The organism is Methyloversatilis sp. S146-33 (genome assembly GCF_059552495.1).
In genome coordinates this window covers 132,834-152,858 of the sequence record NZ_JCANOT010000023.1, presented here as the reverse complement: position 1 = coordinate 152,858, position 20,025 = coordinate 132,834, and the positions used below count along the sequence as shown (strand labels likewise).

Below are 20,025 nucleotides of genomic sequence, written 5' to 3'. Positions count from 1 at the left end.
TTTCCCCGGAAATTTTTCCCCCTAAAAATTTCCGCGCCTCATCTCCACACTGCGCCTCAGTCACTCACTGAGGCGCAGTCATGTCGAGGCTCATCGATCTTTCGCCGAGCGTCACCACCCGCGATTACTTCCAGCCGCAGGCCGATATCTGGTCTGCGGTGACGGACGCCTACGCGCGCGCTGAGCGTGATGAGCGCGCCGCCTTCCTGCGCGCGATCCCGCACGTCGTCAATGCGCTGCCGCTGAACCGTGCGGCCATCGATGTCGAGGCGCGCACGGTGCCGATCGCGTTCTCAAGCGAAGAGCCGTACGCGCGCTGGTGGGGTGTCGAGATCCTCAGTCACGACCCGGGCGCCGTCGATCTCAGCCGCATGAACAACGGCGGCGCCGTGCTGGTCGAGCACACCACGCGCGACCACGTGGGTGTGGTGGTGCAGGGCAGTGCGGTGATCGACAGCGACCGCACCGGCCGCTGCGTGGCCCGCTACGGCAAGAGCACGCGCAGCGAAGAGATCTTCGTCGACGTGCAGGACGGCATCCGCAGCCTCATTTCCGTCGGCTACATGATCGACGAGCTGGTGCTGGTCAAGAGCGACCAGAAAACCGGCATCGACACCTACAAGGCCACGCGCTGGACGCCCTACGAGGTGTCGCACGTGGCCGTGCCCGCCGACCCCACCGTCGGCGTCGGCCGATCCAAGATTTTCGTTTCCGGCTTCAAGCCGGCCACCCCTGCGGCTATTCCACCCGATCGCCGCGCCACCCAGGAGAAGACCATGGATGACGACGACAACGTCGATCAAGGCGGCGGCGCGGCCGTCGCAACCCGTACCCAGCAGGCCGCAGCCCCGGCAACGTCGGTGCAGGCCGTCGGCGACGCCATCACGGCCGAGCGCGCCCGTATGCGCGACATCCGCGCCGTCGGCAAGCAGTGGGGCATGGACGAGCAGGCCGAGCAGGCCATCGACGGCGGCATGACGGTCGACGCCTTCCGCGCCAAGGTCATGTCCGAACTGCAGACCACCGGCCGCGTGCGCGTGGCCGAGTCGCCCGAGATCGGCATGAGCGACCGCGAGATCGAGTCGTTCTCGTTCTGCCGTGCGCTGCTGGCCGCGCAAGACCCGCTCAACGCCCACAAGATCGCGCCGCTCGAATTCGAGGCCTCGCGTGCCGCCCAGGACAAGCGCGGCGAGCGCACCGGCCGCGAAGGCGCGCTCACGCTGCCGGCCGACGTGCTGCTGCGTAGCCTCCGCGTCGATGTGCAGAAGGTCGGCGCCGCCGTGCGCAGCCTGTTCGCCCTGCATGGCCTGCGCGGTCAGAGCATGCACACCGGCGCGCAGATGCGTGACCTGGTGGTCGGCACGGCCACGGCGGGTGGCAACCTGGTCGCCACCGACCTGCTCGGCTCCAGCTTCATCGAGCTCTTCCGCAACGCCGTGCTGTTCGATGAGCTGGGCGTGACCATGCTCACCAATCTGAGCGGCAACATCGCCATTCCGCGGCAGACCGGCGGTGCCACCACCTACTGGGTCGCGGAAAACGGCGCGCCGACCGAAAGCCAGCAATCGGTCGACCAGGTAACCGGCACGCCGAAGACGGTCGGTTGCTTCACCGACTACAGCCGCCGTCTGCTGCTGCAGTCGAGCATCGATGTCGAAATCTTCGTGCGCTCCGACCTCGCGCTGCAGATGGCGCAGGAAGCCTTCCGTGCCGCCATCAACGGCAGTGGCAGCAGCAACGAGCCGACCGGCCTGATGAACATCAGCGGCACCGGTGCGGTGTTGGGCGGCACCAACGGCGCCGCGCCCACCTATGACCACATCGTCGATCTGGAATCGTCGGTGGGCAACGCCAATGCCGACGGTGGCCGCTTGGCCTACCTGACCAACACCAAGGTGCGCGGCAAGCTGCGCAAGACGCAGGAATTCGCCAGCACCAACGGCAAGCCGGTCTGGACCAGCGCGCCCGGCGGTGCGGGTCGCGTGGGCGAGATGCTGGGCTACAACGCCTACACCTCGAACGCCGTGCCTTCCAACCTCACCAAGGGCACCAGCTCCGGCGTGTGCTCGGCGATCGCTTACGGCAACTGGGCCGAGCTGCTCATCTTCATGTGGGGTGGCCTCGATCTGATGTTCGACCCGTTCAGCCTCAGCACCACCGGCGCCAAGCGCCTGGTCGCGCTGCAGGACATGGACGTGAACGTGCGTCACGCCACCTCGTTCGCGGTGATGAAAGACGCCCTCACCACCTGATCTTCCCCCACCTGACACCCGGCGTGCAGACGCATGCACGCCGGCCAGCGGAGACCGACATGCCCAAGATCCTCATCATCGAAAACTGCCTGGTCAATCACGGCGACGACGCCGGTGGCGTCGCGCACGAAGCCGGCGAAACCATCGACGTGAACAAGGACACCGCCATCGAGCTGGCCAAGTACGGCCGCTCGCTGTACCTGAACAAGGCAGACGACCCCTCCAAGACCAAGCAGTACAGCGCCTCGAACGACATGGTCAAGGCGGTTGAAGGCGCCGCCAAGGCCCGCGCCGCGGCAGCCAAGGCCGCTGAGCAAGAGCCCGCCTGAGCGCCATGAACTTCGCCCCGGCCCTCTTCGTGAATGGTCAGTTCGGAACCGCCGTTGTCATCAACGGCGTGGCCGGGCGGGCCATCTTCGACGAGGCCTACGCCGAAGCCTTCGACGTCGCCGGCAGCGCGCCGCGCCTGACCTACCGCATCGCCGACTTCCCGTCGGTCGCCTACGGCCAGACCGTCACCCTCGGCGCCCGTTCATTCAAGACCGCCGCCGCGCCCGAGCCTGATGGCACGGGCATGGCGGTGGTGAGGTTGCACCAGGCATGAGCCACCCCCGCAAACAGATCCGCGCCGCCGTGGTCGCGCTGCTCACTGGTCTGCCGATCACCGGTTCCAACGTGTTCGCGTCGCGCGTGCGGCCGTTTCACGACAGCGAGCTGCCGGCGCTCAACGTGCTCACGACCAGCAGCAATCAGCAGCAGCTCAACCTGGCCGGCTCGGGTGCGTCGCAGGTCGATATCACGCTCGCCGTCGAGATCAGGGTGAAGCTGGCCGACGGCGTGGATGACCAGATCGACGACATCGCCGAAGAGGTCGAGCTGGCCATGCAGACCGCGCCGGCCTCTACCTGGCTCGGCGGCTTCGTCGAAAGCGTGGCCAGCGAGCCCGAGTTCGACGAAGAAACCAACCTGCCGACCGGTATCTGCCGGCTGGCCTTTTCCATCACCACCTTCGTCTAAGGGAGACGATCATGACGATTTCCACTGGCGCCGGGTCGGTCGTACAGATCGCCACCGTGCTCGGTACCGCAAAGTCCATCAGCGCCATCAGCAACGCCGCCGAGGCGGTAGCCACGTTCGAGGCCAGCCACGGCCTTGGCGTCGGCGAATACGTGCTGATCGCATCCGGCTGGGGCGACCTCGACGGCCGCACCGTGCGTGTCAAGGCGGTCGCCACCAACGATGTCACCCTCGAAGGCGTCGACACCAGCGACACCTCACGCTTCCCGCCGGGCTCGGGCGTAGGCACCGGCCGCGAAATCACCACCTGGACGGAGATCGCCCAGGTCAAGGCGGACAGCTTCCAGACCTCGGGCGGCGAGCAGCAGTTTGCTGACGCCTCGCCGCTGGCCTCGTTCAACGACCGCCAGCTCCCCACCACGCGCACGCCGTACAACATCGGCTTCAGCGTGATGGATGTGTCCGCCGGCTTCAACGCCGCGCGGGCCGCTGGCGTCACGCCCACGCCCTTCCGCATCTCGAAGGCGGGCGTGAACACCGTCGGCACCGGCATCTGGTCTGCGTCCGACATCGGCAACATCAGCGGCCGTGAGGTCACCACCTACAGCGTGTCGATCGCGCTGCAGGCCGCCCCGATCACCTACTTCACCTGATCGCGATGATCCGTCTCTGTCCTGCTCCGACCTTCAAGGTCGATGTGCTCCTCACCATTCCCGGTGAGCAGCAGCCGGGGAAGCTTGAGCTCACCGTGCGCTGGATGCCGCGCGAAGAGCGCCAGAAGTGGCTGGACGAAGCCCGCGAGTCTGGTTGCTCTGACGCTGACGCGCTAGTCAAGGTCGTCACCGACTGGACTGGTCCAGTCGACGACGCTGGCCAGCCGGTGCCGTTCACCGTCGAGGCCTTCAAGCAGCTGGTCAGCAGTTACGACCTGGCGGGCAAAGAGATCCTCGAAGCCTACCTGCGCGGACACATCGAGGGCCGGCGAAAAAACTGAGCGAGGCCGCCCGTGCCATGCACGGCGGCCTCGACACCGCCTCGCGGCGTAAGGGCCTCGCCGTGCTGGGGCTGGACTGGGTGCTTGAAGACGCGCCCGACGCCGTGGATGTCTGGCCCGACGTATGGCCCGCCGTCGAGCTGTTCGACGCGTTGGGCACCAGCTGGAACGTAGCGCCGACCGGCCGGCTCATCGGCCTGCGCTACGAAGTGATACCGGTGGTGATGGATCTGCACGCGATCCACGGCACCGATCGACGACGAGACTTGTTCGAGGACGTGCGGGTGATGGAAAGCGCGGTGCGGGTCATGATCAACGAGCAGGCAGGTAAGGCCTGATGCAGGTCGGTCTGGTCACCAGCGGCCTGCTCACCCCTGCCGGCCGCGCCGCCTGGCAGCGCGGCCTCACCACGGCCGCGCGTGAGAGCGTGGCCAGCATCATGCGCCGTCGCGGCCCGGCCATTGCCCGCGCCGCCCAGCAGAACGCGCGCGCCGGGCTCAAGGGCAACAAGGCGTGGCGCTCATTCCGCGCCCGCGTGTATGCCGACAAGCCGGGGCGCCTGCCGGCGCTGCGCATCGGGTCGCGCGTGCCCTGGCTGGGCGTGCATGAAACGGGTGCCACCATCGCCGGCCGGCTGCTCATCCCGCTCATCCGCGTGGGGCCGAAGCGCTTCCGCCGCATCCTCAACGAGCTGAACCGCGCGGGCAATGCGTACTGGGTCAAGGGCCGCAGCGGCCTGCCTGTGCTCATGGCCGAAAACCTGCCGGAGCAATACCGCGTGCTGTCGCGCTTCAAGTCGGCCGAGCGCAAGGCGCAGCGCGCCGCCGGCGGCAAAGGCCGGCTCAAGCGTGGGCAAGACATTCCGATCGCCACGCTGGTGCCGCGCGTCACCCTGCGCCGCCGCCTGCGCTTCAGCGACACCGTGCGGCGCGAGCTGCCCACACTCGCCGCCGAAATCTCGGCCGCACTGAGCAGGGTCTGACATGGCCGGAAACTTCGCACAGATCCTCATCACCGCCAAGGACGGCACGCGCCAGGGCGTGGCAGCGGCTGAGGGCAACCTTTCGCGCCTCGAGCAGCGCGCCGCGCGCACCAGCGAGAGCCTGCGCGACCTCGGCACCAACGTCGCCAACAGCTTCAAGAACATCGCGCTGGGCGTGGGTGCAGGCTTCGGCCTCAGCGAGATCGCGCGCACCTCTGACGCCTTCAGCACGCTGAATGCGCAGCTGCGCATCAGCACCGGCAGCGCGCAGGCGGCGACGGCTGCGTATGCCGACGTGTTCCGTGTCGCGCAGGCCTCGGGTCAGTCGCTCGACCAGGTGGGTAACGTCTATCGTCGGTTCGCCGATAGCGCGGCCGAGATCGGCATCACGCAGCAGGAAGTGGCCGACGCAACGCAGACCGTGGCGCGTGCAATCGCCGTGTCGGGCGGCAGCGCCGCGTCGGCCGAAGCGGCGCTCACGCAGTTCGGCCAGGCGCTCGCCGCTGGCCAGCTGCGGGGCGAAGAACTGAACAGCGTGCTCGAGCAGGCACCGCGCCTTGCGCGCGCGCTGGCCGACGGGCTGGGCGTGCCGATCGGCAAGCTCAAGGAACTGGCCGAAGACGGCGCGATCACCTCGCAGGCCATCGTCGGTGCGCTGCGTGGCCAGCGTGGCGTCATCGAGCAGGAATTTGCGCAATTGCCGCTCACCGTGGGCCGCTCGCTCACGCAGTTGCGCAACGCCTTCACCGACACCGTCGGCGACTTCGAAAAGAGCACCGGCGCCTTCTCGTCGGTCGCCGGCGTCATCTCGTCGCTCGCGCAGAACTTCGACCTCGTAGCCGGTGCCGCGGGCGTGTTCGCCGCCGTCATGGCCGGCCGCGTCGTCGCCGGTCTGGTGGCGGCGACTGTAGCCAAGGCCGCAGCCGCTGCCGAAACCCGCCGCCTCGCGCTGGCCGAGCTTGCCGCCGCCCAGGCGGCGCAGCAGGCCGCCACGGCACGCGCGGCAGCCACCCTCACCATGAGCGGCCTCACTACCGCGACGCAGCGCCTGGCGACCGCACAGGCCGCCGTGGCGGCGACCAGCCGGCTGGGCCTCGGCCTCGCCGCGCTCGGCGGCCCCATCGGCCTCATCACCACCGCGCTCACGCTCGGCGTCACCGCCTGGTCGCTCTGGGGCCGCGAAGCCGAGACAGCGGCAGACAAGGCCGAAACCTCGTCGCGCCGTGCCGTCTCTGCGGTCGAGATGCAGATCCAGCGCCTGCAGACGCTCAATTCACTGCTCGGCCGCGGCTACAGCCAGCAGCAGGCCGAGAACCCCGACGTGCAGCGCCTCGAAGCGCGCATGGAATCGATCAAGGCGCGCACGGGCGAGTTCGCGGCCATCAATGCCGCCGCCCAGCAGGAACTGCTGAAGCAGACCGGCATCGAGCTGGCCGGCGTGCTGCAGCGTATCCAGCAGTCCAATGTCGAAGCCGAGAAGCTCGCCAGTTTCGGCCGCGACAAGAAAGCCTCCGAGTGGCTGGAGAAGTACGCAAGCAACGCCGAGAAGCTGAACGCCGAGCTGGCCAAGGCGCGCGCCGAACTCGGCGACCGCTTCACGCCCGAGCTCGAGCAGCGCATCCGCGCGCGCTTCACCCTCAAGGAAAAGACCGGCAACAAGAACGACGGCGCCCGCATGCAGCGCGAGGCGCAGGAGCTGGTCGACGGCTGGTCACCGCTCAAGCTTCGGTGGGAGCTCGACGCCAGCGACTTCGACGGCGGCGCCAATGCCGATCTCGCCAAGTGGCAAGAGGCGGCGAACGACCGCCTCGACGATCTCATCGCCAAGTACCGCGACCTGGCTGACCCGGCTGAGAAATACCGGCAAGAGCTGCAAGTCGTCACCGCGCTTGAAGCGCAGGGCAAGCTCACCGCCGAAGAGGCCTTCAAGGCGCGCAGCAAGCTGATCGACGACGAATCGCGCGCGCTCGACGAGCGGAACGAGAAGGTGAAGGAGGGCAAGTCCTTCGCCGAAGAGTTCGGCCTCACGATGTCCAGCGCGTTCGAGAACGCCATCGTCGCGGGCAAGGGCTTCAGCGACGTGCTGAAGAGCCTGAGCCGGGATATCGCGCAGATCATCACCCGTTCGCTGGTCACGGAGCCGCTGGGCAAGGCCGCCAGCGCGTTTGCCAAAAGCATCGACTTCGGCTCGATCTTCAGTGGCTTCTTCGGTGGTGGTCGTGCTACGGGCGGCCCGGTGCGTGCCGGCCGCCTCTACGAGGTGAATGAAGCCAACGGCCCCGGCGAGTTGCTGACCACCGGCGGCCGCACCTACCTGATGGCCAATCAGGACGGCTATGTCACGCCGACGCGCTCGATGTCGGCGAACGATGCAGGCGCCGGCGGTGGCGGTGGCAGCGTCACGGTCATCCAGCACATCAACATCGATTCGCGGTCCGATCAGGCTGTTATCCAGGCCGCGATGGTGCGCGCGCGCGAAGAGGCTGTAGCGGCTGTCCAGATCCAGATTCAGCGCGGTGGTGCGCTGGCTCGCGCGGTGGGGCGGTGAGGCGCATATGACGATACTGACCTTCCCCACGGTACGCGGTGGCCTTGGCCCGGCCGGCGGTTGCGCCTGGCGAAAGCTCAGCAATACGCAGGCCTTCGAAAGCCCGCTCACCCGCAGTGTGCAGACCGTGGCGCTGCCTGGTGCGCGCTGGGCATTCTCCGGCACGTGGCAGAACCTCACGCCCGACGACGCGGCACTCATGCGCGCGTTTCTCTACAGCCTTCGCGGGCGGGCAGGGCGCTTCTACCTGCACAACTTCGCCCGCCCTGTGTCGGCAGGAACGATCTCGGGCACGCCGCGCGTTGCAGGGGCTGGGCAAACCGGCAATGCGTTGCTGACGGATGGCTGGGGTGCGGGCGGCGCTGTGCGTGCGGGCGATTTCGTGGGGCTGGGCACCGAGCTGCGGATGGTGGTCGCCGATGCAGTCGAGAATGGCGCCGGCGTCATGACGCTCACGCTCGATGAGCCGGTGCGCGTCAGTCCGGCCGATGACCTGGTGCTCAACTTCGTCCGCCCGACCTGCGTCATGCGCCTGACCTCGGATGACGTCGAATCGTCATTTCAGCGCTCGGTGCTCGGGCCTCTTGAGACATTCACGCTCGACTGCGTGGAGACCTGGTCATGAGTCGCAACCTGACCACGGCCGTCGACGAGGCATGCGCGGCAGACCACGTGCCCGGACTGTTGCTGGTCGAGCTCGATTTCCCGTCGGGCTTCGTGCGCGCAAACACGTCGGCGATCACCTTCGAGTGGGATTCGCATACGTGGTACGGCGTCGGCAACGTCGGCAGCGTCGATGCGATCGTCGAGCACAGCGATCTGCAGATGACGGGTGTGTCGCTGACGCTCACCGGCATACCGTCCGAGATGGTGGCGCGCGTGCTGGGCGAGCACTACCAGGGGCGCAGCTGCCGGATGTGGTTTGCCCCGCTTGACGACAACTACATCGTGCTCGCTGACCCTGTGCTGGTGTTCAGCGGCCGGATGGATACGCCGGACATACAGCTCGGCGAAACCGCCTCGATCTCTCTGACTGCCGAAAGCCGGCTTACCGACTGGGAGCGCCCGCGTGTGCGGCGCTATACCAACGAGGACCAGCTTTCCGAGTACCCGGGCGATCGCGGCCTCGAGTACGTCGCGCAGATGGTCGAGAAGACACTGGTTTGGGGGCGCACCGCATGAATCGGTTCGAAGACTGGCCTGAGCGGCTGGCGGCATTCATCGAAGAGCGGCGTGCGATGCCGTTCAAGTGGGGTGAAAACGACTGCGCGCTTTTCGCGGCCGATGCCGTGTGCGCGATCACCGGTGTCGATCTCGGCGAGCCCTACCGCGGCCGCTACGACGATGAGGCATCGCTGCGGCTGCACGGTATGCACGGGGCGAATGCGCATCTGGCCGCTGGCGACGTGAGCCGCGCCATCCGAGGTATGGCCACCGCCTGGCTGGACGGTGAGATATCGCCGAAGCTTGCCCAGCGTGGCGACGTCGTGCTCGTCGAGCACGGCGGCGGCGAGAGCCTGGCGGTATGCGATGGGGCGCTGGCTGTCGCGCCAGGTCGGCGGGGCGTCGTGTTCCTGCCGCGCTCGACGTGGCGCGCTGCGTGGAGGGTGGGCCGTGCCTGAAGTCCTGGTTGCAGCCGCTGCTGGCTTCGGCGGTTCGGCGATCGCCTCGGGTGTCACTTCGCTCATCGGCAGTCAGTTGCTCGGCTCATTGGTCGGCGCCATCGCCACCTCTGCCATTTCGGCCGGACTGTCGAGTGCGCTGGGGCTGAACAAAAAGCCCAAGGCGCCGAAGTTCACCGTCGAGGCGCAAGACCGGCAGCAGATGATCCGCAGCGCGGTGGCCACGCGATCGATCATCTACGGGCAGTCGGTTGTCAGCGGGCCGATCATCTACGCCACCAGCACCGGCGATGAAAACAAGTTCCTGCACGTGGTCATTCCGCTTGCCGGTCACGAAGTCGAAGAGATTTCCACGGTGTGGTTCGGCGATGAGGAGGTTGGCGACCTCGATGCGAACGGCAACGTCACCTCTGGCCGGTTCAGTGGCTGGATGCGCGTGCGCAAGAATCTGGGCGCGCCCGATCAGTTGGCCGACTCCGTACTCGACAGCGAGGTCACCGACTGGACCGCAGACCACCGCCTGCGCGGCATCGCGTACATCTACCTGCGCCTCAAGTGGGACAAGGATCAGAAGGCCTACCCCTACGGGCTGGAGAACATCAAGGCGCTGGTGAAGGGCAAAAAGCTGTACGACCCACGCACCGAAACGACCGCATGGTCTGACAACTGGGCCTTGTGCGTGCGCGACTACGTGCTCGGCGACTATGGCCTGCGCGCCACGCTCGACGAGCTCGACGACGACAACTTCATCGCTGCGGCGAACCTCAGCGACGAGCTGGTCGCCACGCCGTCGGGCGGCACCGAGAAGCGCTACACCTGCAACGGCACGGTCGACCTGGGCAACACGCCGATGGACGTGCTGCGCGGCATGCTCACTGCCGGCGCGGGCAAGTTGATCTACTCGCAGGGCGTGTATCTGCTCTTCGGTGGCCAGTACATCACGCCGACGGTGACGCTCGACGAAGACGATCTGCGCGGGCCGATCACCGTGCGCCCGCGTGTGCCGCGCCAGCAGCTGTTCAATCGCGTGCGCGGCACCTATGTCGACCCCGAGAAGTACTGGCAGCCGAGCGACTTCCTGCCGATCGGCAACAGCATGTACGAGCTGCAGGACGGTGGCGAGCAGATCACCACCGATATCGAGCTGCCGTACACCACCAGCAGCTTCGCCGCGCAGCGCCTGGCCAAGATCACGCTCGAGCGGGCGCGGCAGGGCATCACTGTCACCATGCCGTGCAAGCTCACGGCGTTCAAGGTACGCGCCGGCGACTTCATCGCACTCAACATCGCCCAGCTCGGCTGGGTGGGTAAGGTGTTTTCGGTCACCACCTGGCGCCTCTCGCCCGACGGCGGCGTCGACCTCGAGCTGAAAGAGGAGGCCAGCACCGCCTACGCCTGGAGCGCGGGCGAGGCGACGGTGGTCGACCCGGCGCCCGACACGCTGCTGCCCAGTCTGATCCAGGTGCCGCCGCCCTCCGGGCTCATTCTCGACAGCGGCAGCGACCAGGCGATCATCGGCGCCGACGGCACCGTCATTCCGCGCATCTACGTGCAATGGACAGCCAGCCCTGACGGCTTCGTCGCGAACACCGAGATCCAGTACAAGCCGATCGCCGCCAGCGACTACCTGAACGGCTTCCTCGCATTCAGCACGCAAAGCGCCTACATCGAGCCGGTGCAGGATGACACCACCTACGACGTGCGCATCCGCGCTATCAACGTCGCCGGCGTGCCGTCGGACTGGGTGGCCGGCACCATCGCCGCCACCGGCAAAGACACCCCGCCCGGCGACCCGTCATCGCTGATGGCGGTCGGCGTGGTCGGCGGTATCCGGCTGGTCTGGACGAACCCGGTCGACCGCGACCTCGCCGGCGTCGAAGTGTGGGAGTCCGAGACCAACGACCGCAGCGCCGCAGTGTTTGTCGACACCGCCGCTGCGCGGGCATACGACCGCCTCGGCCTCACCGAGGGCGTAACGCGCTACTACTGGATCCGCGCCGTCGATCGCACCGGCAACGTCGGCGGCTGGCACCCCAGCAGCGACACCGCCGGCGTCTACGCCACCGCGGCCGGCGTCGGCGCCACCATCGACTACGAGGACATCGGCGGCACGAAGCCGCCGGTCGATGCCGACAACACCGGCGGCGCGCTCGAGCTCGGCCAGACCGTCACCAGCGGCGGCATCACGTTCAACGCCGGCGGGGCTATCAAGGGGGGGCAGACAGCCTGGAACGTAGGAACAGGCTGGTTTATTGGCTACGAGGACGGATTTTACCGTCTCTCGATGGGCAGCCCGTCGGGCAACCGGATCACGTTCAATCAGCAGACCGGGGTGATCGAGTTGGTCGGCAGGGTTACCGGCCAGCTCATCCAGACCCAGCAGAGCAGCGCCACGTCCAATCTCTCAATCACCACGAGCTGGACCGTGCTGCGGTCGGTGGCCATTACGACCCAGGGCACAAAGGCCGTCGTCGACGTCGCAGCGTACGAAAGCAACGGCACGCTGCGATTCCGCATCCGGCGCGATAGCACGGTGCTGACCACCTGGCCGGTGGGCAACCTCATCGGCAGCAACTGGGTGACGCACCGCTGGGAAGACAACCCGCCCAACGGCGCCCACACCTACTACTTCGAAGCGATCCAGGCTGCGACCACCGGCCAGATACAGGACCGCAGCCTGCGCGTCGAGGACTGGCGATGAACACCCTCTGCACCGCCCTCATCCTGCTCGCCCGTGTGGCCGGCGGCGAGGTTGCAATCCCCGCCCACCAGATCGCCGCCGTCGAAGATATTGCCGCCGGCGCCATCGTCACCACCGAGCGCGGCGCCGCCTGGCGCGTCACCGGCACCGCCCGCGACGTCGCGCAGCAGGTGCGCGACGGGTGCCTGATCCAGCGCCACGAATTCAACACCATTGACCGACAGGGAGACCACCCGTGAATGACCGCGACACGTCTGCATTTTTCGCCGCACTGCTCGATGTGCTGCGGCCGCTCATGCCCTGGGTGACTACGATCGTGCTGTCCGTGCTTGCCACCGCCGCGCAGATCGCACAGCAGGTGCGCGGCGGTGCTTCATTCGTGTGGCGCAACGCGATCGCCGACTATGTCATCTGTCTGTTCGTCGCCGTGGTCACGCACATGATGTGCGAGCGCGCCGGCATGGACGGCATGACGCGGTCGATCCTCGTCGCTGTCAGCGCGCACATGGGTACGCGCGCGCTGGGGCAGTACGAGCGGTTCCGCGACCGCCTGCTCGGCGGGGGAGCGAGCGAGAGATGAATCTCACGCCGAACTTCACCCTGGCTGAACTCACCGCCAGTGAAGCTGCCCGCCGTCTGCGCATCGACAACACGCCCGGCACCACCGCCATGCACGCCCTGCAGTGCCTTGCCGAGCTGCTCGAAGAGGTGCGCGACGTGCTCGGCGGCGTGCCCGTGCTCATCAGCAGCGGCTACCGGTGCGCAGCACTGAATGCCGCAGTCGGTGGCAGCGCCACCAGCGCGCACCTGCTCGGCCTGGCTGCCGACTTCACCGCACCGGCGTTCGGCACGCCCCGCGCGGTCTGCGAAGAGCTGATCGCCGCCGGCCTGGTGTGGGACCAACTGATCCTCGAACACCCCAGCGCCGAAGCGCCTGGCGGCCGCTGGGTGCATATCGGCCTGCCGCAGCTCGGAAAGCCACGCCGGCAGATCCTCACCGCCATCAAGCGGGGCGGCAAGACGCGCTATGAGATCGGGTTGGTGCGGCCATGATCGCCGGCACCTTCGTGCGCGCGTTGCCGGCGTGGGTGCTCTGGCTGGCGCTGACCGCGCTGGTCGCAGTGTCGGCGGGATGGGGCTACACGCGCGGTCTGTCGGCCGAGCGCGAGGCGCGCGACGACCTGGTCGCCGCATTCGCACAGTTCCGCGCCGAGGTGGTCGCCCAGGGCCGGCAGGCGCAGGCCCGCACCGCAGCCGAGATCACACGACAGGAGACCATCAATGCCCAGACTCATACCGCCTACGGTGTCGTTCTCGATCGCCTGCGCGCTCTGCACGCTGCTGACCGCCTGCGCATCGCCGCCAGTGCAACAGGTGCCGGTGGCAGTGCAGTGCCCGCCAATGCCCCGACCGCCGGCCGAGCTGATGCAGCCGCTGCCGACGCTGGATCTGCTCCCGGCCGAGCTGCTTCCGCCGACACGCTGACCGAGCGCTGCCAGGCGGCCACGCTGCAGTGCGCTTGGCTGCAGCACTGGATCGATGAGCAAACCACCGTCGTGCCCTGAGTGCACGCGTCTGCACAGCAAGATCGCGGCGTTGCGTGAGGATCGAAACGTTTGGCGGCGAATGTGCATTCAGCTGTTTGGCCTTGTGCGCACTCTGATCAGGATTGCGACGGAGCTTTGAAACGGTCTGTCTGGCGAACTTTGTTGAAGTGCAAAAGTGCTTTGAAAGGTGAAATCGCTGTGATTAAATAAAAAGCGCGCTGGATTGCTCCAGCGCGCCGCCGTCAGTTCAAAGCTGATGAGCTGCTAAAACAAATACAACAACTACTTCTTCTTTGTCGGCTCAGGACGGGGAACCGGCACGCGCTCAACCACGTGAGTCTTGGGGTTGTTGCGAGCCTTCTCTACCGTCGTGAAACGACCGGTTTCAGCGTTGCGTCCAGCAGGCCGAGTGGCAGGTTTTGAAGCCATGGTTGTTACTCCTTGATAGGGGCGATTAAGGCTCGAGCTGGACGCGGCGTATCGGTGCAAACCTGAGTTGCTACGTGCAGCTCTGGCGGCCGGTGCCCCTGGTTCCGGCCGCCACCCAATTCTCCTCAGTTGGTTAAGTGCTTGAATTCGTTCACTGACTGCGAACGATTCTAGTGAGCGCACTGTAGGATCGCAAGCGCGATTTTTATGCTATGCACGTCAAACCACTACCTGTAGTGGTGGACGGCTGAGATTCCTGCTAATTCTAGAGCTTCGACTCATCGCTTTCTGGATGAAGTCCAGCGTGTCAATCACGCGGTGGCCCACTCCTGAACTGCACCCACCAGCTTTGCGCATACTCGATCGTCGGTCGGAGCAGATCCTCGTGCCGCTCGATCCCTGACACCACCATGTGATCGCATCCGATTGTCACGACCTGCGCATCGTGAAGCGGTAGGGCAATGTCATTTCCATCGGCGCCGGTCAGACGGGCAAGCCGGGTCTGCCGCCGACGGACCGGGTCGCGCGCTTCCACAATGGAAAGGTCGCCGGTCAGGCGCGGCAACAGGCAGTACCTGTGCCGTGGCGTCATCATTCCTTTTTGGAACAGGGTGTGAAGGGTGCATCGCATGCCGGCAACTGTACGAAAACACAGTCATCGGGGCAACTTCTGGTGCAGGTTTCGGCGTAGCTTCTAGATGAGTTGCCTCGAAACCTGCGCCCATAAAAGAACAGTCACTGCTGCATCATCGGCGTGTGGCCCGAGAGGTCTTTGTTATCCATGTAGAACGAGGGTGCGGGCGGGTCCGGAGAGGGGAGGGGGCTGCGGAACGGACCGGCGATTGTATCGGCTCACTGCGATCCGGCGCGATGACGACAGGAATGTTGCAGCGCGGAATTAAAGTTGGGAATATTTCCCGCCGATATAGATGACTGATTTCAATTACTTACGGAGTCGTCATGTTCGCCAACTGGACTTTGCGAAGCAAGATGCTGGCGGTGGGCGTGGCCGCACTGGCCGGTATGCTCATGATCGGTGTCATCGGCGCCTTCGAGATGCGCAGCGCGGCGCACGAGCAGCGCATGCAGCTGTTGCGCGCGCTCGTCGAATCGACGCGCACACAGATCGGCTATTACGAGCAGCTGGCGAAGGACGGCACGCTGACGCGCGAGCAGGCACAGGCGCAGGCGCGGGACGCCCTGCGCAACGTGCGTTTCCAGCAGCGCGAGTACTTCTATATCTACAGCTCGGATGGCGTGAACGTGCTGCATCCGACGCAGCCGCAGCGCGAGGGCAAGCCCTTCATCGACGAGCGGGACAAGCTCGGCAAGCCTTTCGTCGCCGAAATCGTGAAGGCCGGCCAGGCCGGCGGCGGCTTCGTCGATTACCACTTCCCGCGTCCGAACGAAACCGAGGCCGTGCGCAAGGTCGCCTACGTGGTGCCGGTCCCGGACTGGCAGTGGGTGGTCGGCACCGGGCTGTACGTCGATGACGTGGAAGCTGCATTCCGCAAGGATCTGGCGATCAATCTGGGCATCGTTGTCCTGCTGGCAGGCGTGGTGCTGACACTGGTGATCGCGATCGGTCGCTCGGTCATGCGGCAGGTCGGCGGTGAGCCGGCGGTGGCCGTCCAGGCGATGAAGAAGGTGGTCGAGGGCGATTTGCGGGCCGGGGTTGGCCACGCGCCGGCCGGCAGCATGCTGGCGGAACTGGACACGCTGATCTCGCGCCTGCGCACGACCGTGTCGGAGATCAGCGCCGGCGCGCAGAAGGTCGGCGCCGCGACCGCCGACATCAGCGCGACTTCTCGTCAGGTGGCCGGATCGGCCCAGCAGCAGACCGACTCGACTCAGACCATGGCGGCCGCGATGGAAGAGCTGACGGTGAGCATCACCCACATTTCGGAGAACGCCGGCGAGACCGAAAGGCAGTCGGTCGAGTCGTCGGAAATGGCGGTGGCCGGCGAACGGCAAGTGCACGAAGCGGCCGAGGAAATGCGCTCGCTGGCCAACGCGGTGGTGCAGGCGAGCGAGCGTATCGCGTCGCTGAGCGCACGCGCCAACGAGGTAGGCGGCATCGCGACGGCGATCAACGACATTGCCGCGCAGACCAATCTGCTGGCGCTGAACGCCGCCATCGAGGCGGCGCGCGCTGGCGAACAGGGCAGGGGCTTCGCGGTGGTGGCCGACGAAGTGCGCAAGCTGGCCGAACGCACGACGCAGGCGACGCTGCAGATCGGTCAGACGGTCAGTGCGATCCGTGGGGAAAGCGAAGCGGCGGTCAGCGCAATGGATGCGGCTTCCGAGCGGGCGCGCAACAGCGTGAACTCGGCTGAACAGTCGGCCGACATGCTGCGCCGGATCGCCGAGGGCGCGACCCGTGCCCGCGAACTGGTGGCCGAAGTCGCCAACTCGACGCGCGAACAGGGTATCGCCAGCAACAGCCTGGCTGGCCAGATCGAGCAGGTGGCGCAGATGGTCGAGGCGACCAGCCAGGGTATGCACGCCACAGCCACGGCGACGGAAGAACTGACCCGCGTGGCGGGCGACCTCAACAGCGTTGTATCCCGCTTCCGCTGCTGACGGACCTGTACGGCCGGCCCGCCGGGCCGGCCGTGTTTCAGCCGCGCAGGGCTTCGGTCAGGTGCGGCTCGATGGCCTGCAGGATGGCCGGGTAGATGCGCGGCGTGGCGGCGACCAGATTGCCGCTTTCCATATAGCCGGTTTCGCCCTGCAGATTGCCGACCAGGCCGCCGGCTTCGCTTACCAGCAGGCTGCCGCCGGCGATGTCCCACGGCGACAGGCCGATTTCGAAGAAGCCGTCGAAGCGGCCGCAGGCGACATAGGCCAGATCGAGCGCTGCAGCGCCCGGGCGGCGCAGGCCTGCGGTCTTTTCCATCAGCGACTTGAACATGCCCAGATAGGCATCGACGTGGTCCCACACGCGATAGGGGAAACCGGTGCCGAGCAGGGCTTCGCCCAGCTTGGCGCGGCGCGACACGCGGATGCGGCGGTCGTTCAGGAAGGCGCCACGGCCGCGGCTGGCGGTGAACATTTCGTTGCGCACCGGATCGAACACGACTGCCGACTGCATCTGGCCGCGGTGTTCGAGCGCGATCGACACCGCGTACTGCGGCATGCCGTGGATGAAGTTGGTGGTGCCGTCCAGCGGATCGATGATCCAGCGGTATTCCGACTCGGGGCCGGACTCGCCGCTCTCCTCGGCTAGAATGGCGTGGTCCGGATAGGCCTCGCGCAGGATGCCGACGATGGCGTCTTCAGCGGCACGGTCGACCTCGGTCACGAAATCGTTCTGGCGTTTGCTGCTGACCTTCAGCAGGTCCACATCCTGGCTGGCCCGGGTGATGATCTGACCCGCGCGGCGGGCGGCCTTGACGGCGGTGGTGAGCGTCGGATGCATGAATGTCTCTGTACGCGGACCTTGTGGCCCGCATCTCGGCAGGAAAACCCTGCATTCTAATATGAACCTGAAAGCCTCAGTTGACCGCTTGGCATCCGTGCGAGGCGGAGGCCTTCTTCCCCGCACCTTTTGTCATTTGCCTGCCCCTTGCACATGGGCCGAGACCGCTTCGACGTCGCGGACACGGCTGGCGGGGCGCCCGGCTGCGTTGCTCGTCCTTGAAGGGAGCCATCCTGCCGTGTCCTCGCGCCTTGCCGTACACCCCGCCAACCATGCCCCTCAGGTCCACTGAGCGCCGATCAACTGAGGTTTCCAGCTTGAACCCGTTCGCTTCTCTCGACCGCGTGCGCGTGGTCATGTCGCACACCACCCATCCCGGCAATATCGGCGCCTGTGCGCGGGCGATGAAGGTGATGGGGCTGTCTCGCCTCTATCTGGTCAATCCGAAGCATTTCCCGCACGAGGACGCGGTGGCGATGAGTTCCGGCGCGACCGACGTGCTCGATAACGCCGTGGTCGTCGACAGCATCGAGGCGGCGCTGGCCGGCACCGTCGCGCAGGCGGCGCTGACCGCGCGCCGGCGCGAAATGGCACTGCCGGTGCGCGACGTGCGCTCGGCTGCCACCGAACTGGCCACGCTGCTGGCAGGCAGTGACGCCGAGGTGGCGCTGGTGTTCGGCACCGAAAGTTCGGGCCTGACCAACGAGGAGGTGGCGATGTGTTCGCTGCCGGTCACCATTTCGACCAGCGAAACCTACCGTTCGCTGAATGTCGCGGCCGCCGCCCAGATCATGTGCCACGAACTGCGCATGGCGGTCGGTGGCGCCGTGCTGCCGGCCGAAGTGCCGCCGGCGCTTGCGCCGCACGAGGGGCTGGAAAGCCTGTACGCGCTGTTCGAGCAGCTGATGCTGGAATCCGGTTTCCTCGACCGGGTGAACCCGGGCCGTGCCCTGCCACGCCTGCGTCGCCTGTTTGGCCGGGCTCAGGTTGAAGCCGAGGAATTGCACCTGCTGATGGGCGCGCTCAAGGCCATCGGCGGCAAGAAACCGCGTGCGCCCGAGCGGTAGCGAACTTCGCAGGTGCACAAAAACCGACTAAAATTCTCGGGTTTCAACCGTCCGGCAGCGCTGCCGGCGCTTCCCACAAGGAAAGACGATGTTCCAACGCCTGCGCGAAGACGTTGCCAGCGTGCTCGACCGTGACCCGGCCGCCCGCTCCGCCTTCGAAGTGCTGACCTGCTATCCGGGCATCCACGCGCTGTTCATCCATCGCATGGCCAACGCCTGCTGGCGCCGCGGCTTTCTGTGGCTCGGCCGCTTCCTGTCGCACATCGGTCGCGTGCTGACCGGCATCGAAATCCACCCGGGTGCGACCATGGGGCGACGCGTATTCATCGATCACGGCATGGGTGTGGTGATCGGTGAGACGGCCGTGGTGGGTGACGAATGTACGATCTATCAAGGGGTTACGCTCGGCGGAACTTCGCTGTACCGCGGTGCGAAACGCCACCCGACCTTGGGTCGGGGGGTTGTCATCGGTGCCGGTGCGCAGGTGCTGGGCGGTTTCGACGTCGGTGACGGCGCCAAGATCGGCTCCTGCGCGGTGGTGGTGAAACCGGTGCCGGCTGGCGCCACCGCGGTCGGCAATCCGGCGCGCATCATCGAAGCGACCGCACCCGGGGTCGAGGACGAGAAGAAGCGGCGTGCCGAACAGGCAGGCTTCACCGCCTATGGCGTCACCCGCGACATGGAAGATCCGATGGCCAAGGCGCTCACCGCGCTGGTTGATCATGCGCTGGAAAGCGATCGCCGCATCGAGTGCCTGCTGCAGAAGCTGGAGCGCGCGGGCATTCAGCTCGACGACGAGGCGAAGGAAGAAATGGCCGACCACTCGCACGTCGATCTGGACAAGATCCGTACGAATTGTTGACTGAACTTGTCGGGAATTATAAAGTCGACTGAAATGATCGGGAATTGAACTGGCCTTCTCCGGTTCGCCGATGTCCCGGCTGATTTCAGGAGCCCACGCGATGAGACTGACCACCAAAGGACGCTTCGCAGTCACGGCGATGCTCGACCTCGCCCTGCGGCAGGAAAACGGTCCGGTCACGCTGTCCGGCGTGGCCGAACGCCAGCGCATCAGCCTGTCCTATCTCGAACAGCTGTTCGGCAAGCTGCGTCGCCAGGAGCTGGTGGCCAGCGTACGTGGCCCGGGCGGCGGCTACTGCCTGGCGCGCGACGCGCGCACGATTTCGGTAGCGCAGATCATCATCGCGGTGGATGAGCCGCTCGACGCGACCCAGTGCGGCGGCAAGGAGAACTGTCTGGACGAACACCGCTGCATGACGCACGACCTGTGGTCCAACCTCAGTCGTCACATGTTCGATTATCTCGACTCGATCAATCTGCACGATCTGATGGTGCAGCAGCGCGAGCGCAACAGCCACAAGGTGGTGCTGCACGACCACGCGCCGCGTGCCTGTTCGACCGAGCCGGCGAGCGTGCAGGCCTGA

The 20,025-nt window shown here is 66.4% G+C and carries 23 protein-coding genes; 21 read left to right on the top strand and 2 right to left on the bottom strand.

Features of this window, described 5'->3' with window-relative positions:
- Positions 1-80 precede the first annotated feature (80 nt).
- The 17 genes from AC51BJ_RS08615 to AC51BJ_RS08535 are packed head-to-tail and all read left to right on the top strand — an operon-like array spanning position 81 to position 13,681.
- Positions 81-2,252, top strand: coding sequence for a phage major capsid protein (locus tag AC51BJ_RS08615; RefSeq protein ID WP_496279935.1), 2,172 nt, complete (start codon positions 81-83; stop codon positions 2,250-2,252).
- Positions 2,253-2,311: 59 nt separating this feature from the next.
- Entirely contained in the window at positions 2,312-2,581 is a 270-nt protein-coding gene (locus AC51BJ_RS08610) for a hypothetical protein (protein WP_496279934.1), read from the top strand.
- Between the two features lie 5 nt (positions 2,582-2,586).
- Complete coding sequence (locus tag AC51BJ_RS08605; RefSeq protein ID WP_496279933.1) at positions 2,587-2,856, top strand: head-tail joining protein; 270 nt, start codon at positions 2,587-2,589, stop codon at positions 2,854-2,856.
- A complete protein-coding gene (gpU, locus tag AC51BJ_RS08600) occupies positions 2,853-3,269 on the top strand; it encodes a phage tail terminator protein (protein WP_496279932.1) in 417 nt (138 codons plus the stop codon). Before AC51BJ_RS08605 ends, gpU begins: the two co-directional genes overlap by 4 nt.
- Before the next feature lie 11 nt (positions 3,270-3,280).
- Positions 3,281-3,922, top strand: a complete 642-nt coding sequence (locus AC51BJ_RS08595) for a phage tail tube protein (RefSeq protein ID WP_496279931.1) — start codon at positions 3,281-3,283, stop codon at positions 3,920-3,922.
- Between the two features lie 5 nt (positions 3,923-3,927).
- Positions 3,928-4,263: a phage tail assembly chaperone gene (locus tag AC51BJ_RS08590; RefSeq protein WP_496279930.1), complete on the top strand. Its 336-nt coding sequence runs from the start codon at positions 3,928-3,930 to the stop codon at positions 4,261-4,263.
- A gap of 17 nt (positions 4,264-4,280) precedes the next feature.
- The gene (locus AC51BJ_RS08585) at positions 4,281-4,601 is read left to right on the top strand and encodes a DUF1799 domain-containing protein (protein WP_496279929.1); all 321 of its coding nucleotides are present in this window, start codon (positions 4,281-4,283) and stop codon (positions 4,599-4,601) included.
- Positions 4,601-5,245, top strand: a complete 645-nt coding sequence (locus AC51BJ_RS08580; protein ID WP_496279928.1) for a DUF6441 family protein — start codon at positions 4,601-4,603, stop codon at positions 5,243-5,245. Before AC51BJ_RS08585 ends, AC51BJ_RS08580 begins: the two co-directional genes overlap by 1 nt.
- 1 nt (position 5,246) lies before the next feature.
- The gene (locus AC51BJ_RS08575; protein ID WP_496279927.1) at positions 5,247-7,793 is read left to right on the top strand and encodes a tape measure protein; all 2,547 of its coding nucleotides are present in this window, start codon (positions 5,247-5,249) and stop codon (positions 7,791-7,793) included.
- A gap of 7 nt (positions 7,794-7,800) precedes the next feature.
- Complete coding sequence (locus AC51BJ_RS08570) at positions 7,801-8,418, top strand: hypothetical protein (protein WP_496279926.1); 618 nt, start codon at positions 7,801-7,803, stop codon at positions 8,416-8,418.
- Positions 8,415-8,975: a hypothetical protein gene (locus tag AC51BJ_RS08565; RefSeq protein ID WP_496279925.1), complete on the top strand. Its 561-nt coding sequence runs from the start codon at positions 8,415-8,417 to the stop codon at positions 8,973-8,975. Before AC51BJ_RS08570 ends, AC51BJ_RS08565 begins: the two co-directional genes overlap by 4 nt.
- On the top strand, positions 8,972-9,415 hold the full coding sequence (locus tag AC51BJ_RS08560; RefSeq protein ID WP_496279924.1) for a DUF6950 family protein: 444 nt from the start codon (positions 8,972-8,974) through the stop codon (positions 9,413-9,415). The genes AC51BJ_RS08565 and AC51BJ_RS08560 overlap by 4 nt, the downstream gene beginning before the upstream one ends.
- Entirely contained in the window at positions 9,408-12,116 is a 2,709-nt protein-coding gene (locus tag AC51BJ_RS08555) for a phage tail protein (protein WP_496279923.1), read from the top strand. Before AC51BJ_RS08560 ends, AC51BJ_RS08555 begins: the two co-directional genes overlap by 8 nt.
- Complete coding sequence (locus AC51BJ_RS08550; protein WP_496279922.1) at positions 12,113-12,355, top strand: hypothetical protein; 243 nt, start codon at positions 12,113-12,115, stop codon at positions 12,353-12,355. The genes AC51BJ_RS08555 and AC51BJ_RS08550 overlap by 4 nt, the downstream gene beginning before the upstream one ends.
- On the top strand, positions 12,352-12,696 hold the full coding sequence (locus AC51BJ_RS08545) for a phage holin family protein (RefSeq protein ID WP_496279921.1): 345 nt from the start codon (positions 12,352-12,354) through the stop codon (positions 12,694-12,696). Before AC51BJ_RS08550 ends, AC51BJ_RS08545 begins: the two co-directional genes overlap by 4 nt.
- Complete coding sequence (locus AC51BJ_RS08540; protein ID WP_496279920.1) at positions 12,693-13,169, top strand: D-Ala-D-Ala carboxypeptidase family metallohydrolase; 477 nt, start codon at positions 12,693-12,695, stop codon at positions 13,167-13,169. The genes AC51BJ_RS08545 and AC51BJ_RS08540 overlap by 4 nt, the downstream gene beginning before the upstream one ends.
- Positions 13,166-13,681 carry a hypothetical protein gene (locus AC51BJ_RS08535; RefSeq protein ID WP_496279919.1) on the top strand — a complete coding sequence of 172 codons (516 nt, stop codon included), beginning with the start codon at positions 13,166-13,168 and terminating at the stop codon, positions 13,679-13,681. The genes AC51BJ_RS08540 and AC51BJ_RS08535 overlap by 4 nt, the downstream gene beginning before the upstream one ends.
- A 718-nt stretch (positions 13,682-14,399) precedes the next feature.
- Here the strand turns inward: AC51BJ_RS08535 and AC51BJ_RS08530 are convergent.
- Positions 14,400-14,657, bottom strand: coding sequence for a hypothetical protein (locus AC51BJ_RS08530; protein WP_496279918.1), 258 nt, complete (start codon positions 14,655-14,657; stop codon positions 14,400-14,402).
- A gap of 395 nt (positions 14,658-15,052) precedes the next feature.
- Between AC51BJ_RS08530 and AC51BJ_RS08525 the strand changes: the two genes are divergently transcribed.
- The gene (locus tag AC51BJ_RS08525) at positions 15,053-16,675 is read left to right on the top strand and encodes a methyl-accepting chemotaxis protein (protein WP_496279917.1); all 1,623 of its coding nucleotides are present in this window, start codon (positions 15,053-15,055) and stop codon (positions 16,673-16,675) included.
- 37 nt (positions 16,676-16,712) lie between these two features.
- On the opposite strand, the gene AC51BJ_RS08520 is transcribed toward AC51BJ_RS08525, so the two are convergent.
- Positions 16,713-17,513, bottom strand: coding sequence for an inositol monophosphatase family protein (locus AC51BJ_RS08520; protein WP_019917716.1), 801 nt, complete (start codon positions 17,511-17,513; stop codon positions 16,713-16,715).
- A 317-nt stretch (positions 17,514-17,830) separates the two neighbouring features.
- Between AC51BJ_RS08520 and AC51BJ_RS08515 the strand changes: the two genes are divergently transcribed.
- The 3 genes from AC51BJ_RS08515 to iscR all read left to right on the top strand — a co-directional run bounded on the left by AC51BJ_RS08515 (position 17,831) and on the right by iscR (position 20,025).
- Complete coding sequence (locus tag AC51BJ_RS08515; protein WP_304004937.1) at positions 17,831-18,580, top strand: RNA methyltransferase; 750 nt, start codon at positions 17,831-17,833, stop codon at positions 18,578-18,580.
- Positions 18,581-18,668: 88 nt separating this feature from the next.
- On the top strand, positions 18,669-19,442 hold the full coding sequence (cysE, locus tag AC51BJ_RS08510; RefSeq protein WP_019917718.1) for a serine O-acetyltransferase: 774 nt from the start codon (positions 18,669-18,671) through the stop codon (positions 19,440-19,442).
- A gap of 100 nt (positions 19,443-19,542) precedes the next feature.
- A complete protein-coding gene (gene iscR, locus AC51BJ_RS08505) occupies positions 19,543-20,025 on the top strand; it encodes a Fe-S cluster assembly transcriptional regulator IscR (protein ID WP_304004944.1) in 483 nt (160 codons plus the stop codon).

Excerpts from the sequence above, each read along its gene's own strand:
- AC51BJ_RS08615 (WP_496279935.1), top strand. The coding sequence starts at position 81 with ATGTCGAGGCTCATCGATCTTTCGCCGAGCGTCACCACCCGCGATTAC.
- AC51BJ_RS08610 (WP_496279934.1), top strand. The coding sequence starts at position 2,312 with ATGCCCAAGATCCTCATCATCGAAAACTGCCTGGTCAATCACGGCGAC.
- AC51BJ_RS08605 (WP_496279933.1), top strand. The coding sequence starts at position 2,587 with ATGAACTTCGCCCCGGCCCTCTTCGTGAATGGTCAGTTCGGAACCGCC.
- gpU (WP_496279932.1), top strand. The coding sequence starts at position 2,853 with ATGAGCCACCCCCGCAAACAGATCCGCGCCGCCGTGGTCGCGCTGCTC.
- AC51BJ_RS08595 (WP_496279931.1), top strand. The coding sequence starts at position 3,281 with ATGACGATTTCCACTGGCGCCGGGTCGGTCGTACAGATCGCCACCGTG.
- AC51BJ_RS08590 (WP_496279930.1), top strand. The coding sequence starts at position 3,928 with ATGATCCGTCTCTGTCCTGCTCCGACCTTCAAGGTCGATGTGCTCCTC.
- AC51BJ_RS08585 (WP_496279929.1), top strand. The coding sequence starts at position 4,281 with ATGCACGGCGGCCTCGACACCGCCTCGCGGCGTAAGGGCCTCGCCGTG.
- AC51BJ_RS08580 (WP_496279928.1), top strand. The coding sequence starts at position 4,601 with ATGCAGGTCGGTCTGGTCACCAGCGGCCTGCTCACCCCTGCCGGCCGC.
- AC51BJ_RS08575 (WP_496279927.1), top strand. The coding sequence starts at position 5,247 with ATGGCCGGAAACTTCGCACAGATCCTCATCACCGCCAAGGACGGCACG.
- AC51BJ_RS08570 (WP_496279926.1), top strand. The coding sequence starts at position 7,801 with ATGACGATACTGACCTTCCCCACGGTACGCGGTGGCCTTGGCCCGGCC.
- AC51BJ_RS08565 (WP_496279925.1), top strand. The coding sequence starts at position 8,415 with ATGAGTCGCAACCTGACCACGGCCGTCGACGAGGCATGCGCGGCAGAC.
- AC51BJ_RS08560 (WP_496279924.1), top strand. The coding sequence starts at position 8,972 with ATGAATCGGTTCGAAGACTGGCCTGAGCGGCTGGCGGCATTCATCGAA.
- AC51BJ_RS08550 (WP_496279922.1), top strand. The coding sequence starts at position 12,113 with ATGAACACCCTCTGCACCGCCCTCATCCTGCTCGCCCGTGTGGCCGGC.
- AC51BJ_RS08540 (WP_496279920.1), top strand. The coding sequence starts at position 12,693 with ATGAATCTCACGCCGAACTTCACCCTGGCTGAACTCACCGCCAGTGAA.
- AC51BJ_RS08535 (WP_496279919.1), top strand. The coding sequence starts at position 13,166 with ATGATCGCCGGCACCTTCGTGCGCGCGTTGCCGGCGTGGGTGCTCTGG.
- AC51BJ_RS08525 (WP_496279917.1), top strand. The coding sequence starts at position 15,053 with ATGTTCGCCAACTGGACTTTGCGAAGCAAGATGCTGGCGGTGGGCGTG.
- AC51BJ_RS08520 (WP_019917716.1), bottom strand. The coding sequence starts at position 17,513 with ATGCATCCGACGCTCACCACCGCCGTCAAGGCCGCCCGCCGCGCGGGT.
- cysE (WP_019917718.1), top strand. The coding sequence starts at position 18,669 with ATGTTCCAACGCCTGCGCGAAGACGTTGCCAGCGTGCTCGACCGTGAC.
- iscR (WP_304004944.1), top strand. The coding sequence starts at position 19,543 with ATGAGACTGACCACCAAAGGACGCTTCGCAGTCACGGCGATGCTCGAC.